This is a genomic window from Chromobacterium piscinae (assembly GCF_021129175.1).
In the GTDB taxonomy this organism is placed as follows: domain Bacteria; phylum Pseudomonadota; class Gammaproteobacteria; order Burkholderiales; family Chromobacteriaceae; genus Chromobacterium; species Chromobacterium piscinae.
On record NZ_JAJOHV010000012.1, the window covers coordinates 87,697 to 100,825 of the forward strand.

A 13,129-nucleotide genomic window follows, 5' to 3' on the forward strand; every position below is an offset into this window, starting at 1 on the left:
TCTTACCTTTCATTCAGCCGCGACGACCTCGATCGCGAATGTGGATTTGTTCGGGTTGACCAGCAGCCAGCCGGCCGGAAAGTTTTCTGCAAGACTCAGGCCGCGCGCAGTGGCGACCTGCTGCAGAACGCCCTCCGCACCCGTATGCACTCGAACCGATACATACGGCGTCGCCGGCGGCCGGAACATCGCCTGGGCATCCAGACCAGCGCCACGGGTGTCGGCGACCAGTCCCTCCACCAGTTCGAAATCGTCGCGCCGCGCCTCCAGCGACTTCAGGTTGTTGATCATTTCCTGGCTGGTGTGGCGCAGCGATGCGGAAAACAGAGATTTGCGAAACATAGTTACCTCCAGATCCCGGCGATGGAGTAGAGAACCACCACGGCCAGGCAGACGAGACTGTTGGTGAGGACGCGCTTCACGCCGCGCGCCTGACGACGTGGACCGGCAAGCCGCCCTTGCCAAAGCGGACAAACTGCAGATACTTTCCTTGCTGCCGATACATGGCGGCCAGCTCTTCGCTGATCCAGCCGATGATGTGTTCCGGGAGACGCATAGAACCTCCAGGCAAAAAGAAGCCCGGCACATGGCCGGGCGCAAGGGGTTGATGTCTACCTCGATGCAGTCGCATCCTGCAGCAGCCTGAATCCAAGCTGCTCGGGGATGCGGCCTACTCCACCGGTCTCGCAAAGATGGAGCGAGGTGAAACGGTCTGGCTGTGGTTGTAAGTCGGCTCGATATGGCCATGGGCTCCCATGCGGCTCTTGATAACCACTTCGTAGCCCATGCTCCGCTCTCCCTGATAGATGACCAGATCAAACTCGGCGCTTGCTGAAAGGATGTCCTGCTTGAGGTCGTAAAGAGATGGCAGCCTGCCGCCCGGATCGGCTAGCATGTCTTCGTCATCAACGAACAGCACTCGACCTTGAATCATGGAAAACCTCACAGAGTTATGGTCTGTAACTTGGATACCAGGGTATGGAAGCTTGAGCCTGGAAACCGTGGGAGACCTGATTGAGAAGAACAACGCCTCTTTCCGCAAAAGAGACCCGCTGCGCCTGGGGGCTGCCGGAGGCGTTACGATCTTCATTGGCGAGAAGAAGGAAGCGCAGCTGATAGCCAACAAGCTGCAAGAAATCCTGCATGCAGATGCTGCCAAACGAATTGCAGAGGAGGAAAACCGTGGATAGACCTGAAGCATTGAGACTGGCAGCCACGCTGCATGCCGGCCGGCTGGCCTCCATGGAGGGGGAAGGCTACGTTACTGATGAAGCGATAGTCGAAGCCTTGTTCAGCCTGGCGGAAAAGATTCAAGTCGAAGCCAATGGCCGCAAACCGCTTACTAGGCCGAATCCAATCAGTCGGTAGCTGATCGCTTCCAATGACATCCTGCAGCAGCCTAGGGAGGCTGCTCGGGGATATCATCGCCTTCGTGATCAAACAGCCTGCAGCTGACTTTCGCGGACGAAGGTGGGCTTTTCCTTGCCCTCCTCCTTCACGCCGTAGAACGAGCCTTTACCAGCCGGCTTGATCTCCACCAGCACGCCTTCGCCGCTGCGCGGCTTGCCGCGGCCACCGCTGGTGGTGAACTTCACCTTGGTACCGATTTCCATGTGCCTTCCCTCTTGAATTGGGTGGGCCGCCAGAGGCGGCCCGGTTGAATCAGCGATTGGGTCAGGCCCGCCGCATTGCCTGTTTGCTACAGAAAACCCGCGCAGTTCTAGCAGGAAATCAATCGTCGTAGCCGTCCGGGTCTCGGTACTGGAATTCACCGTCAAAGTCGGTGCGGTCGAAGACAACCTTCACCTGCTGGCTGTACAGCTGCAGCAGCAAGCGGGAAATGCCAAACATGCGGCCTGCAATCAGACCCTCGGTGATCTTCACGTCATCAACGCGAATGGTGGTGACGTGGCCATCGCCGTCAAAACTCAGCTGGTACTTGCAGGAATGGCGCGATTTGTTTCCCTCAGGGTCAATGCTCACGCTCATATAGCCGCGCAGGCCGCTGCTGTCTGGGTAACTCTGGTTGATGATGAAGGTCGGGTAATTGCTTTTCTCGGCGTAGCTCTCCGACTGGTCATTGAAGTCGTCGAACACCATCCTCAGCAGCTCGCCGATCTTCATTTCAGCCGGCAACGGCTTGGTGATCTCCTCCAGCATGGGATTGATTGCCTTTGCAGCTTGATCTGCCATCATCGCGTTCAGCTTGGCGACAACCGCCTTGGACACGAAGTCACCGAAATAGCCCATGTCGGCGTAGGTTTTCGGCATGTGGTCGGTGATGTGCTGCTCCAGCCCTTTACGGAAGTCGCTGTTGTAGCGAAACTGGCCCTCGATGGCCTGCTGCACGGCCTCGCCCACGTTCTTTTCGATGATGGGCTGCAGCACTTCCGGCGCCAGCTTGGTGATAATAGCCTCGGCCACCATCTTTTCGATGTCTATGTTCAGTTGCAAATCTGTCTCCTTTGTCTCCTGTGCAAAAAGAAACCGCCAAGCCAGGTGACTGAGCGGCAGTATTGGTGCTGGCCTTTAACGTCGCCAGCGCGGACGCCGTGATAGAATCGACTTGCATACGTCATCAACCACGGAGATAGAAATGAGCCAAGACCCTAACAGGACAAAAGGCCACGTGCCTCGTTCACCAGCCCCTAGCCCAGTTAATCCGCCGGTGACACCGAGCACGCGTCGAATACATGACCACGCTCCACGAGTTCCGGCACCACCGCCAAAGAAATGAGGTAATTAATGGACAGCCATCAGCTCACCTTTAACCTGACCTACTCCATATTGATGGAAGAAATGCACCAGACCTTGATGGGGCGGGTAGATCGGTTTTGCACATTTGCTCAACTAATCCTTGGATGCACGGTAGTAGTTTCTGTGGTGCCATCCTGGTTAACTGGCGGGCTGATGGCTATCCTGGCGGGGTTTCAATTGGTGTATCAACCCTCCGCCCGGGCCATGGAGGCCAAGATCCAGAAAGAACGCTATTACGAGATCAGACGAAAAAGCGCTGTCCTTGGTGCTGAGCAGTTATTTGACGCCCTTGAAGCCGCATCGCCGCATGACTCAGCCATCCCCGGCTCACTGACACACCCGGCTTGGTTGGCGGCCTCCCTGCAATTGGACTTGGACATTCCGATTGAAAAACGAAAAATGTCAAAATTAGAGAAGGCGTTTTCATTTATTGCGGGCAACTACCCAGACCTGACACCAACCAATAAGCCCGCCGAACAAAGCGCCAACTTGATTGACTCCTAACACCCAAGCCCCTATCACGGAGCTTGGGTGTGCCGCCTCGTGAGAAGCGGCTATTTGCTACTGTCTCCGGCTCCAATCCCTTCATCTGCATCTTGCGGCCTTGCCGCTTCCCGCTCGCCCTGCAGGTTTCTATCCCCGCCTAGCACCGCTGGTTGCATCCGTTCATGTGCCGGCTCTGGCCGCCCTCTTCGTCCTGGTTGCTGCCAGGATGTCCCGGTGGGCGGTGTGCCGTTAGTACTTTGGGTTGTTAAAGATCAGAGCAGAAGTTTCGCTGCTTGCGAAACAAACTTTAGCAACGTGCAAAACTTTGTGCAAATCATTTGTTAAACTTTCTGCGAAAGATTGTGCAAAACTGCAACACGGTGCGAATCGACCTCTGCATGACAAAGGCGTAGGATGGAAACATCAGCTGGAGGATTGATTGATGACACGCTATAGCAAGCGCGTAGGAGACGGCGTAACCGCCCACTACAACTCCGCCGAGGAGCTGCAGAAGGCCAATGATAATGAGTTCGAATCGAAGGTCCGCGGGATCGGTCTGCTGGTGGGCCTGGTCGGCGGTGGTTGGCTGACCTGGTCGGCGATCATGTCGCACGGCGGTGCCGAGTGGCCGAAGTTCCTGCGGCTGCTCATCACCTTGATCGGGGCTGCTTTGAGCGGCGGCGCGCTCTACGCCCTGAGCATGTACATCGTGTTCGCGATGGTCGCCGGTATGGTCGGCTGGGTGATCTGGGGAGGGGTAAAGTGGCTGTGGAGTGCGGTCTAGGTGGTGACGGCGGTCACGTTGGCCGACAATGGACGTTCACGTAGTGTGTAGGGTAGGAATGAACTCGGAGCTTGTCGAGGAGTCGTACAGTTGCAGGTTGCGGAAACATGCTTTCAACACCATACGCTTGGATGCTGAAAGTGGAAGTGTGGCGTTTACGTTCGTATACATTGATCAAATTTGCACAATTTTTCGCAGCGTTGCTATAGTGCGAAACAGTACGCCTCTAGAGGCGGACACCGAGGATGTTGCAGATCATGGTGTTGTTAGGCCAACTACCGGCTAGCGATGCCTTTGTTCTTTACACAACCCAAGTACTCTGCAGATCAAGGGCACCTTGATGAATTCAGCAGACACTTGGGTTTTGCGTTTATGGAGGCTTCTATGAATTGGTTTAAAAATAAAGATAGCGAAGTGGAACGCCTTGCTAAACTGTTAGATGAAAATAGCGAGCGTGTAACCATCAAGAAAAATGGCTACCTTCGTCTGAATCTTTCCAATTCTGAAGTAAAGAAGCAGATCGAAGAAACTGCCAAGCTAGTAGGCAAAATTAAAGTGCCAGGATAAAATGCCAGCCATATTAATACTTATAGTATTAGTTAGCGGTTTTACATTTACAACAAGATACCCCCTCGCACGTTACAAGCAATCCCGCTCTTCTGGGTGGGATTCTTATTTTCACGTAACGGCTTGGGGGGTTTTTATTTCTTTAATTTCCGCCATTATATTACTAGGCCTGACTCACATAGCAACAATTCAAAAGCTTGAAGCACTATTCCCAAGCCATGCCTCGTATGCCTTTGCCAAAGACGTCATTACGCCAAAATACTGTTATGCTGTAGCATGGTCGGTAATCTGCCTCATAGTTTCTTATGCACTTGGCACCTCACTAGAATTCATTTGGAAAAATGAAGCAATCGCGCTTGTCGCAGCGGAAGATGATTTCGAGAAGTTACTATTTGAATCAATGGCAAGACAGCAATTGATTCAGGTCACGTTAAAAAGCGGCAAAGCATATATCGGGCTCATATCCGAACAGGATGGATCAAAGGACTTTAAGAAGCGAGCATACATTTCAATGCTTCCATATTTGAGCGGATATCGAGACGACAAACTTATTCTGCAGCTAACCAATAACTACCACAAGCATTATAAAAATATATCAGATGACAATTCAGACTTAATTGGTTATCGAGTTGTATTGCCTATTTCCGAAATAAATACTGCCGCTTTCTTTGATGTCAACGCTTTCCTCGCCATCCAAACAGAGCAATGGCATAACCACGAAAATAATAAGCAAAATACAATCGACGCCCAGAATGTAGAGGCTGTCGAAGGTCCGCCAGCCTCTTGATAATAAATCGTATTTGTGGTGTTAAGTTAACTCCTAAGCCACCAAGTTATATCGTCGCCTTGACCGCACCCGCAACCGCCGGCAGACTCATCCCAAGCACCAGGCTGAGCCCACCCGTTCAGATAAAAACACCTGGTGCCCGCAGACCAGCCCGCACAAGCGGGCTTTTTTGCGCTCAAAAATGCCGTGTTCACGTCATACAATAACGCAGACACGCCCTATCTTTCATCGAAAATGTATCGATGAACGGACGTGGCGAACGAATCAAGGCCGAGCGGAAAAGGCTCAATTGGCGGCAAGAAGATCTGGCCCGCCGCGCGAAGGTAAGCCGGGGAATCATTGGTGACCTGGAGCGTGGTCGGAACCATGGGACCACAAAGATCCTGGATGTCGCAAAGGCATTGAAGGTGAACCCCATCTGGCTCGAGACTGGCAAAGGCCCTCGTGAGCCCGTCCCCGAATCCAACGTCCCCTATCTCACGGCCAACTCTTTGGAAGACCTGGCAGAGGTTCTGCTCGCCCGCGGCGCGGAGGAGATCGGCCAGTTGATGGCCCTGATCGTGAAGAAGCAGGCTGAGCGAAGATAAGGAAGTCAACTAGCCTTCAGGGCAATGTTGTGCGCAAACCACGCGGAATTTGCTACAAAAGTGAGCGGTCCGGCTGCTATCGTTAAGGTTACGTAATAATGCGTAGCACGCCGTGCCATCAGAGACATTCCACAGTAGATTGCGGTCCGCCATCGAGGACCGCGGAACCACCATAACAGCCGTCGCCGCACACCTTGGAGTCAGCCGGCACACAGTAACTCGCTGGTGTAAATCCCAAATGCCAGATGATGATCAAATAAAAAGACTGGCGGCATACCTCGGCATCAGCCCTCACGCCCTGTTCAGCGGAACCGAGATATCCCCCGAGCACATGGCCGCTTGTCATAGGCTGTTCGCCCTTGCCACTGGCCTATCTACCAGGGACGTCGAGGCCATGATCCACCTGGCTGAGTCGATTCTTGCTACAAAAGTGTAGCAAAAGTGAACAGACGATAAATCTGTATCAATACACACCCATCCCCGATCTGTCGTAGCCTATCCATGCATGCAGCGATGGCACCAATGCCCGTCGCGCATAGAAAAAAACTCATAGATTGGAGCGATAGAATGAATTGCACTGGTAGCACCGCTTGCATAAATGCCAAGAATTGCAGCGATTTCAGGCCTATACGAATTCGTTTAGATCGGAAGAACACACCGATCGCTCAGCTGGTGATCAGCTTGGCGGAGACAGGAGAGTTGACGGTCAAACGCATTGGTGACACAGCCCGAATAACCGATTTTTTCCTACGATGAAAAAGGCGCCTTCAAGGCGCCTTTTTCTTAGCATGGTACTCAAGTGCTCGGGTGATCACCAAGTGAAGCTCATCGGTCTCCAACTCACCGATTTGGGCTATCAGTTCGTCTTTGGTAAATGCGCTTGTCTCTGTCTTAGAGCTAGCCAACTCAGCCTCTTCCTCATGAAGCTGGTCAAACCAACCATGAGGCAAGCCTTCTGCCTGCTCGATTCTTCGCGCCAAGTCAGATCCAAGCTGACGCGACTTTCCCTTCAGAGTCGATAAGTACGACTCTGAAGAGCCAGTAGCACTTGCGATCCGAGCAGCTGCCCCACGTGGCGCCAGCAGCGCTTTCAGGTTCCTTCGGCGGATCTCGTTAACGTCAATATCCATCATGAGATGGTAGGAATTTTTAGCAATTTGCGAAATAAACGGTTTGCAAAAGTTTATGTACTCCGCTTGCTTAAAGTTTTGCATGTTGCTAAAGTTTTGCTCATGAAGATGCACGACTTCCTCCGAACCATCACGCCGGATGAGCGCGATCGGCTTGCAAGAGCTTGCGGGACGACCGTGAGTTATCTCTACCAGCTCGCCGGTAAGCATAGAAACCCATCCATTCCGCTTGCGCGCCGCATTCAGCGTGAGACGCGCAACAAGGTATCGCTGAGCGATTGGGATGAGCCATCAAAGTGATGTAAGGGTAGCCCATCATTAAATCCATTTGGCATGAACAAAGAGGCCCGCTCATGAACAGCCGCTACACCCACGTCACAGCTACCGCCCAAACCGTAGCGAAAACCCACCACAACGGCATCGCCGGCCTGGCCGTGGCAATGCAGAAAGGGCCGTCGGTACTGGCCAACAAGCTGAACCCGAACTGCGATACCAACCACCTGACGCTGGAGGAGGCTGCCGAGATCACCGATCGGACGCAGGATCCGGCGGTCGCAGACGCCCTGGCCGCGCTGTGCAACCGGATCACCGTTGCCCTGCCCTCTGGCGAGCTGACGCTGAAGGAGCTGTCGCGGGCGTTTTGCCAGCTGGCGGCCGAGTGCGGGGAAGTCGGACAGGAAATCAACGCGGCGGAACATCCGGAATCCGAATGGGGGGAGCGCATCAGCCCGGGAGAGGCGAGGCGTATCGAGCGCGCGCTGTGGGACTTGTTGTCCGCCGGCGCCGGCCTGCTGCAGCGAGTCAGGGGATGACTGTGGAACAAACGAACTGCGTGGGACCAGAAAAGAGAAAACCCCGGTCATCGCCGTTGGCGCGGCTCGCGGGGTATCTCCGTGGAGGGTTTGCCAGATGAGTATGCCCATGAGCACAACATTTTTCAATCCCGCCGAGGTGCCCGCGCGGCAAACGCCGGCTGAGGCGTGGCGTCGTTGCAACCCCGGCACGCCGTTGAGCAGGAGCCCGTCATGAGCGCGGCCGAGAAGGTGATCCACCTGGCCGACCGGCGCCCGGCTGCGGAAGAGCCGCCGCGCAAGGAGGGTTTTCTGGCCATTCCCAACGAGTTGATGGACGCCCTGCTGGCAGCCGATCTCACCGGGCGGCAGCTAAAGCTGGCCCTGGCGGTGGTGCGCAAGACCATCGGCTACGGCAAGGCCGAGGATGACTGCACCATCACCCAGCTAGCCGAGGTTGCCGGCCTGCACCGCCCTGACGCCAGCAAGGCCCTGCAGCAGCTGCTGGACCTGGGCATCATAAGCGCGCGCAAGGGTCGCCATGGACAGCTGGTGTCGCTCAATCCTCCGGCGAGTTGGCACTCTGGCGACGCGGAGCAAAACGCTACGCCTACCGCTACGAACGTAGCAAAACGCTACGATGACCCGTCGCAAAACGCTACGCACAATAAACAATCCCAATACCCAAGTAATTCTATCCCCCCTATATCCCCCCATGGCGAGCCGGCCGCCGCCAATTGTCCTGCTGCAGACGCTACGCCGCCCAAGCCGAAACGGCAGCCGCGCGCCAAGGGGACCAAGCGAACTTTCGCCCAATGGCGCGATGAAACGAAAGCCGCCGGCGCCGCACTGATCCCTGAAGACGATTCGGTGTTCGAGTACGCCGCCCAAGCCGGCATTGACAGCGAGTTCCTGCGGCTGGCCTGGATCGAGTTCCGCACCACCTACACCGACAAGCTGGCGAGCAAGCGGTACGTGGACTGGCGCGCCCATTTCCGAGATGCGGTCCGTCGCAACTGGTACAAGTTGTGGTGGATGAAGGACGACGGCACCTGCGAACTGAGCACCGCCGGCCTGCAGGCGCGCAACGCCGCCCAAGCCGCCAAAAAGAAGGGGGCGAACTGATGCACGCCGAGAGCGAGATTTTCCAGCTGCATCACCCTGGCGCGGAACAGTCAGTGCTGGGCGGCCTGCTGCTGGACAACCTGGCATGGGACAAGGTGAGCGAGACCCTGACGCCGGAGCATTTTTTCGACCCAGCACGCCGCGCCATTGCCCAGGTCATGTTCGGCATGCTCAACGCCGGCGCACCTGTCGACGTGGTGACGGTATCCGAAGCCCTCGAAGCCCAGGACAAGCTGGAGGCCGCCGGCGGCATTGCGGCCCTGAGCACCATGGTGCAGAACACGCCCAGCGCCGCCAACATCCGCCGGTACGCCGCCATCCTGCAGGACAAAGCCATCGCCCGACAGGCGATCCACATCACCGGCGAACTGATCGGGGAGCTGCAAACGCCGCGCGGCGCGAAGTCGGCAGAGCTGGTGGATCGGGCCGCTGGCGCGCTGGAGATGCTGACCGCCGACCAAGGCGCTGCTGACCAGACATTAGATGCCGTAGCACTGGCAAAGCGCGGTTTCGATAATGTAGACAGGCGCTGGTCTATGGAAGATGGGCAACTGGACGGGCTTGCCACCGGCTTCACTGATCTGGATGAGACGCTCTGCGGTCTACAGCCAGGGGATTTGGTGATCATCGCTGGGCGCCCGGGCATGGGGAAAACCGCTTTCGCAATGAATGTGGCAGAGCACGTGGCACGTTCCACTGGCCCAGTGTTCGTTTTCAGCCTGGAAATGAGCCCGACCCAATTAAGCGACAGGCAAATGGCAAGCCTGGGTGGGGTTGATCTGAAGCGGATTCGTACAGGCCGCCTGGAAGACGCTGACTGGCAAAAGCTGACCTATTACGCCAGCCAGGTGCAAGACATGCGGATGTACGTCGATTTTCGCGCCGGACTCAGCCCGGATCAGATCCGCAGCCAGTCCAGATATCTGACACGCCTACACGGCCGCCCTGCCCTGATTGTCGTTGACTACCTGCAATTAATGCGCGGCCCAGGCCATGGCACCAGTGATAACCGAAACCACGAAATCGGCTTCATCACCGGCGCACTAAAGAGCCTTGGAAAAGAGCTGGAATGCCCTGTGGCGGCGCTGAGCCAATTGTCCCGAGCGGTTGAGTCCCGCGCCAACAAGCGGCCGATGATGTCCGACCTCCGCGACTCTGGATCCATCGAACAGGATGCCGACGTGGTGCTGTTCACCTACCGCGATGAGTACTACAACCCCGACAGCACCGACGCAGGCACGGCAGAAATCATCGTTGGAAAGCTCCGCCAGGGTGAGGCGAAAACAGTCCGCCTGGGCTGGCAGGGCCAGTTCGCCCGTATGACCAATCTGCAGAATGACTGGATGCCCCGCCCTAGCCTCAGCAACCAACCACACAGAGGAGGATTCGAGGATTGAGCTCGACACAACGACCTACCAAGATCGTGCCGCGCCCCGGCGATCAGCCCGGCACCGGCCGGCGCGACGACTACCGCACGGATCCGCACTGGCTGGCGGCCGTGGGCACCATCCGCAACTGCATGCGCTGCGGCAGCAACGTCGCGGTCCAGGTGGCGCACCGCAACGAGGGCAAGGGCATGTCGTTGAAGAACCCCGACGCCCTGACTGCCGCGCTTTGCCTGGACTGCCACAACGCCCTGGACAACGGGAACCGATTCAATCTGGAGTTCCGGCGCCGAGAGATGGACCGCGCCATCGTGCATACCCTGGAGCGGCTGGCACTGGCCGGCCTGGTGCGAATCGACAAGCAGCGCTTGAAGGAATTGGGATGAGCATCGGCGCGAGGCATTTCAAATCAACAGGTGCCAAAAGCAGCCTGCTGGCACTGGGCCGACTCCCGGCTGGCACCATGAACCAGACCGAGGCCGCCTACGCCCAGCATCTGGAACACCGGAAGTTCGCCGGCGAACTGGTGTGGTATCGCTTCGAGGGCATCAAGCTGCGGCTGGCCGACAACACCTTCTACACGCCCGACTTCGCCGTGATGTTGGCGAACGGCCAGATGGAGATGCACGAGGTGAAGGGCCGCTGGATGGACGATGCGCGTGCCAAGATCAAGATCGCCGCGGACCAGTACCCGTTCCGCTTCATTGCGGTGATGGCACGGACCAAGAGGGCCGGCGGCGGCTGGGATGTTGAAGAGTTTTGAGTAAGGGGAAGGCAATGCAAGCATCGACAATTCAGAACCTAGTGGGACTGTGCTTCCAGCTGGAAACCACCGTGATATTGAAGACACAACACTTCGGCCTGTACGAGCCGCCGGAGTTCGAAGCACTGACGATGCATGAAAAGAAAGCCCAGGCCGCCATGATCATGGCCAAGATCAACCGGCTACCGTTCGAACAGCGCGCCGTGTTGTGGGCTTTGCACGTCCAGCGCGACACGGAAATGGTCTACCTGACCACACACACGCCCTGCAAATACGGCTACAAGACCGACCTGGACATCATCCGCAAGTGGGCTACAGGTGACGGCCCCGGCTGCCGCGATCTGGGTGACCGGCATAACGTCCACTACACCACCGCCTATCGTTACGGTAAAACCATAATCCGCCAGCTGGAATTGATGATGCACCAAGCCTATGCTGAACTTGAGAGGTCGCTGGGGGAAATCATCAGCGGCCTGAATTACGAGGTAGCGGCATAAGTTAATCTACCAAATACCGTATCATTCAGACAATTATCAACCATGATCGACAATTTAAAGTCACGCGCAACACTAAATTCGAAGAAAACATACTGCAAAGTGTAAATATAAAGTTCTTGCCTCTCACTCACTCCCACATACAAAACACATTTAGCTTTACTAACGCATTAGATAGTAATTGTGCGCAAGGAAATTAAATGCCTAAGTTAAAATACAGTTGGCCACGGCTTTTTCACTGGATAGGATATAGTGTACTGCCATCTTTATTTGGCTTTTTCATTATCTTCATAACAGCCATGCTAACTAATATTAGAGTTGACTTCTTTAATTTACTAGGACGTGGAGAACTAATGCTTCTAACAACCGCCATTGTTACCGAGGCAATGGGCGGCTTTATGAAAGCAAAAAAGAGGAGCCCTCAAATAAGTGTTCTTTCATGGGCTGCACTTTTCGCATGCATAATTTCTGCGTCAGAATTTGCAGTAATTTCAATTACCTCAAATAACATTCTTGGCATACACGTAACTTCAACCATTAATAAAGAATTTTCTATTGGCTTATCAATCTGTACATTATCTGTAGGCCTGATCATCGTGGGAGTTTTCAAATCAATAGACGATTTGGAGTAAGCAAAATGCAAACTTACTTATATGTTGCAAATGGATTAATGATTTCACTTGGAGTTCTCTCTCTTATAGCTGGCCCGTTGTATCGGCCGCTGAGTAGAATTTTGTCGAAAATAAAAACCTTTTCCTCGACACTTCTGAAGTGCAATATCTTAAATCTGTTTAAAACAAATTCCAAAACGCTACTTACCGATGATAACTATAAAAATGAACCACCGGCAAAAGATAACACAGTTGTAAACACTGAAATGATGAGCAGTATTGATATATTCCAGGACATCGCAGATCAAATACACCTACTGGCATTAAATGCTGCCATAGAGTGCGCAAGGGCAGGTGAATCGGGTGATAATTTTCAGAAAATTGCGCAATCAATACACGATCTTGATAAATCCTCAACGGCATCAGTACAGAATATTCGAGAAATTATTCAAAATCTGCATCAATTAGATGCAACCATCCCAACAGTAGAGGAAGTTGAAAAGTCGAAGTTCGATGATAAGAGAGGATACTCGCCGTTGTTTACAGAAATAAATAAAACATTACGCTCGCAACGTGAGTCAATTGAAAGACTGCAAGACCAAGTTCAGAAAATAAATGAAAAAACTGAACAACTTTCGGAATACAAAAACCAGGGCCTAGCAAAAAAATGAAGTTGGTTTCAAAAATACTGAAGCATCTCCTATAGATGTGTAAAGTTAATACTTTTTCAGCAAGATTTCATTGAGATTCGTATCAAGCGAGCAAAACCAAAACTTCAATCGACATCGAGCTCTCACCCCTTTTAGCGAATACCTACAAAGGAAAAAAGTCAAAATCAACCATTCTCAACTGCACCTTGAAC

The 13,129-nt window shown here is 54.2% G+C and carries 22 protein-coding genes; 16 read left to right on the plus strand and 6 right to left on the minus strand.

What is annotated here, in order from left to right; genetic code table 11:
• Positions 1-9: 9 nt before the first annotated feature.
• The 3 genes from LQR33_RS02875 to LQR33_RS02885 all read right to left on the minus strand — a co-directional run bounded on the left by LQR33_RS02875 (position 10) and on the right by LQR33_RS02885 (position 934).
• On the minus strand, positions 10-342 hold the full coding sequence (locus LQR33_RS02875) for a hypothetical protein (RefSeq protein WP_231467450.1): 333 nt from the start codon (positions 340-342) through the stop codon (positions 10-12).
• 76 nt (positions 343-418) lie between these two features.
• Positions 419-556 (minus strand): hypothetical protein, encoded by a 138-nt coding sequence (locus LQR33_RS02880; protein WP_231467452.1) that lies wholly within the window; start codon positions 554-556, stop codon positions 419-421.
• A 114-nt stretch (positions 557-670) separates the two neighbouring features.
• Entirely contained in the window at positions 671-934 is a 264-nt protein-coding gene (locus LQR33_RS02885; protein WP_104946965.1) for a hypothetical protein, read from the minus strand.
• 52 nt (positions 935-986) lie between these two features.
• On the opposite strand from LQR33_RS02885, the gene LQR33_RS02890 reads away from it, so the two are divergent.
• Positions 987-1,190, plus strand: coding sequence for a hypothetical protein (locus tag LQR33_RS02890; protein ID WP_231467454.1), 204 nt, complete (start codon positions 987-989; stop codon positions 1,188-1,190).
• Positions 1,183-1,368 carry a hypothetical protein gene (locus LQR33_RS02895; RefSeq protein WP_231467456.1) on the plus strand — a complete coding sequence of 62 codons (186 nt, stop codon included), beginning with the start codon at positions 1,183-1,185 and terminating at the stop codon, positions 1,366-1,368. Before LQR33_RS02890 ends, LQR33_RS02895 begins: the two co-directional genes overlap by 8 nt.
• Positions 1,369-1,436: 68 nt before the next feature.
• Here LQR33_RS02895 and LQR33_RS02900 read toward each other — a convergent pair whose 3' ends face one another.
• Entirely contained in the window at positions 1,437-1,613 is a 177-nt protein-coding gene (locus tag LQR33_RS02900) for a hypothetical protein (RefSeq protein ID WP_231467458.1), read from the minus strand.
• A 118-nt stretch (positions 1,614-1,731) separates the two neighbouring features.
• The gene (locus LQR33_RS02905) at positions 1,732-2,454 is read right to left on the minus strand and encodes a hypothetical protein (protein WP_231467460.1); all 723 of its coding nucleotides are present in this window, start codon (positions 2,452-2,454) and stop codon (positions 1,732-1,734) included.
• 291 nt (positions 2,455-2,745) lie between these two features.
• Here LQR33_RS02905 and LQR33_RS02910 point away from each other — a divergent pair, with 291 nt between their 5' ends.
• From LQR33_RS02910 to LQR33_RS24375, 6 genes are all read left to right on the plus strand, one after another.
• Positions 2,746-3,261: a hypothetical protein gene (locus LQR33_RS02910; protein WP_231467462.1), complete on the plus strand. Its 516-nt coding sequence runs from the start codon at positions 2,746-2,748 to the stop codon at positions 3,259-3,261.
• A gap of 424 nt (positions 3,262-3,685) precedes the next feature.
• Positions 3,686-4,027: a hypothetical protein gene (locus LQR33_RS02915; protein ID WP_231467464.1), complete on the plus strand. Its 342-nt coding sequence runs from the start codon at positions 3,686-3,688 to the stop codon at positions 4,025-4,027.
• 384 nt (positions 4,028-4,411) lie between these two features.
• Complete coding sequence (locus LQR33_RS02920; RefSeq protein ID WP_231467466.1) at positions 4,412-4,594, plus strand: hypothetical protein; 183 nt, start codon at positions 4,412-4,414, stop codon at positions 4,592-4,594.
• A 1-nt stretch (position 4,595) separates the two neighbouring features.
• On the plus strand, positions 4,596-5,381 hold the full coding sequence (locus LQR33_RS02925) for a hypothetical protein (RefSeq protein ID WP_231467468.1): 786 nt from the start codon (positions 4,596-4,598) through the stop codon (positions 5,379-5,381).
• 242 nt (positions 5,382-5,623) lie between these two features.
• Positions 5,624-5,968 (plus strand): helix-turn-helix domain-containing protein, encoded by a 345-nt coding sequence (locus tag LQR33_RS02930; protein WP_231467471.1) that lies wholly within the window; start codon positions 5,624-5,626, stop codon positions 5,966-5,968.
• Positions 5,969-6,080: 112 nt separating this feature from the next.
• Positions 6,081-6,404 (plus strand): helix-turn-helix domain-containing protein, encoded by a 324-nt coding sequence (locus tag LQR33_RS24375; RefSeq protein WP_378077510.1) that lies wholly within the window; start codon positions 6,081-6,083, stop codon positions 6,402-6,404.
• Positions 6,405-6,735: 331 nt separating this feature from the next.
• Here LQR33_RS24375 and LQR33_RS02935 read toward each other — a convergent pair whose 3' ends face one another.
• Positions 6,736-7,308 (minus strand): hypothetical protein, encoded by a 573-nt coding sequence (locus LQR33_RS02935; RefSeq protein ID WP_231467473.1) that lies wholly within the window; start codon positions 7,306-7,308, stop codon positions 6,736-6,738.
• Positions 7,309-7,451: 143 nt separating this feature from the next.
• Here LQR33_RS02935 and LQR33_RS02940 point away from each other — a divergent pair, with 143 nt between their 5' ends.
• The 8 genes from LQR33_RS02940 (at position 7,452) to LQR33_RS02975 (ending at position 12,938) form a co-directional block, all read left to right on the plus strand.
• On the plus strand, positions 7,452-7,910 hold the full coding sequence (locus tag LQR33_RS02940) for a phage regulatory CII family protein (RefSeq protein ID WP_231467475.1): 459 nt from the start codon (positions 7,452-7,454) through the stop codon (positions 7,908-7,910).
• 213 nt (positions 7,911-8,123) lie between these two features.
• Complete coding sequence (locus LQR33_RS02945) at positions 8,124-9,014, plus strand: replication protein (protein ID WP_231467477.1); 891 nt, start codon at positions 8,124-8,126, stop codon at positions 9,012-9,014.
• On the plus strand, positions 9,014-10,411 hold the full coding sequence (dnaB, locus tag LQR33_RS02950; RefSeq protein WP_231467479.1) for a replicative DNA helicase: 1,398 nt from the start codon (positions 9,014-9,016) through the stop codon (positions 10,409-10,411). The genes LQR33_RS02945 and dnaB overlap by 1 nt, the downstream gene beginning before the upstream one ends.
• Positions 10,408-10,785: a hypothetical protein gene (locus tag LQR33_RS02955; protein ID WP_231467481.1), complete on the plus strand. Its 378-nt coding sequence runs from the start codon at positions 10,408-10,410 to the stop codon at positions 10,783-10,785. The genes dnaB and LQR33_RS02955 overlap by 4 nt, the downstream gene beginning before the upstream one ends.
• Positions 10,782-11,162, plus strand: a complete 381-nt coding sequence (locus LQR33_RS02960; protein ID WP_231467483.1) for a PDDEXK family nuclease — start codon at positions 10,782-10,784, stop codon at positions 11,160-11,162. Before LQR33_RS02955 ends, LQR33_RS02960 begins: the two co-directional genes overlap by 4 nt.
• 14 nt (positions 11,163-11,176) lie before the next feature.
• Entirely contained in the window at positions 11,177-11,659 is a 483-nt protein-coding gene (locus LQR33_RS02965) for a hypothetical protein (protein WP_231467485.1), read from the plus strand.
• A gap of 197 nt (positions 11,660-11,856) precedes the next feature.
• Positions 11,857-12,288 carry a hypothetical protein gene (locus tag LQR33_RS02970; RefSeq protein ID WP_231467487.1) on the plus strand — a complete coding sequence of 144 codons (432 nt, stop codon included), beginning with the start codon at positions 11,857-11,859 and terminating at the stop codon, positions 12,286-12,288.
• 5 nt (positions 12,289-12,293) lie between these two features.
• A complete protein-coding gene (locus LQR33_RS02975) occupies positions 12,294-12,938 on the plus strand; it encodes a methyl-accepting chemotaxis protein (protein ID WP_231467489.1) in 645 nt (214 codons plus the stop codon).
• Positions 12,939-13,129 lie beyond the last annotated feature (191 nt).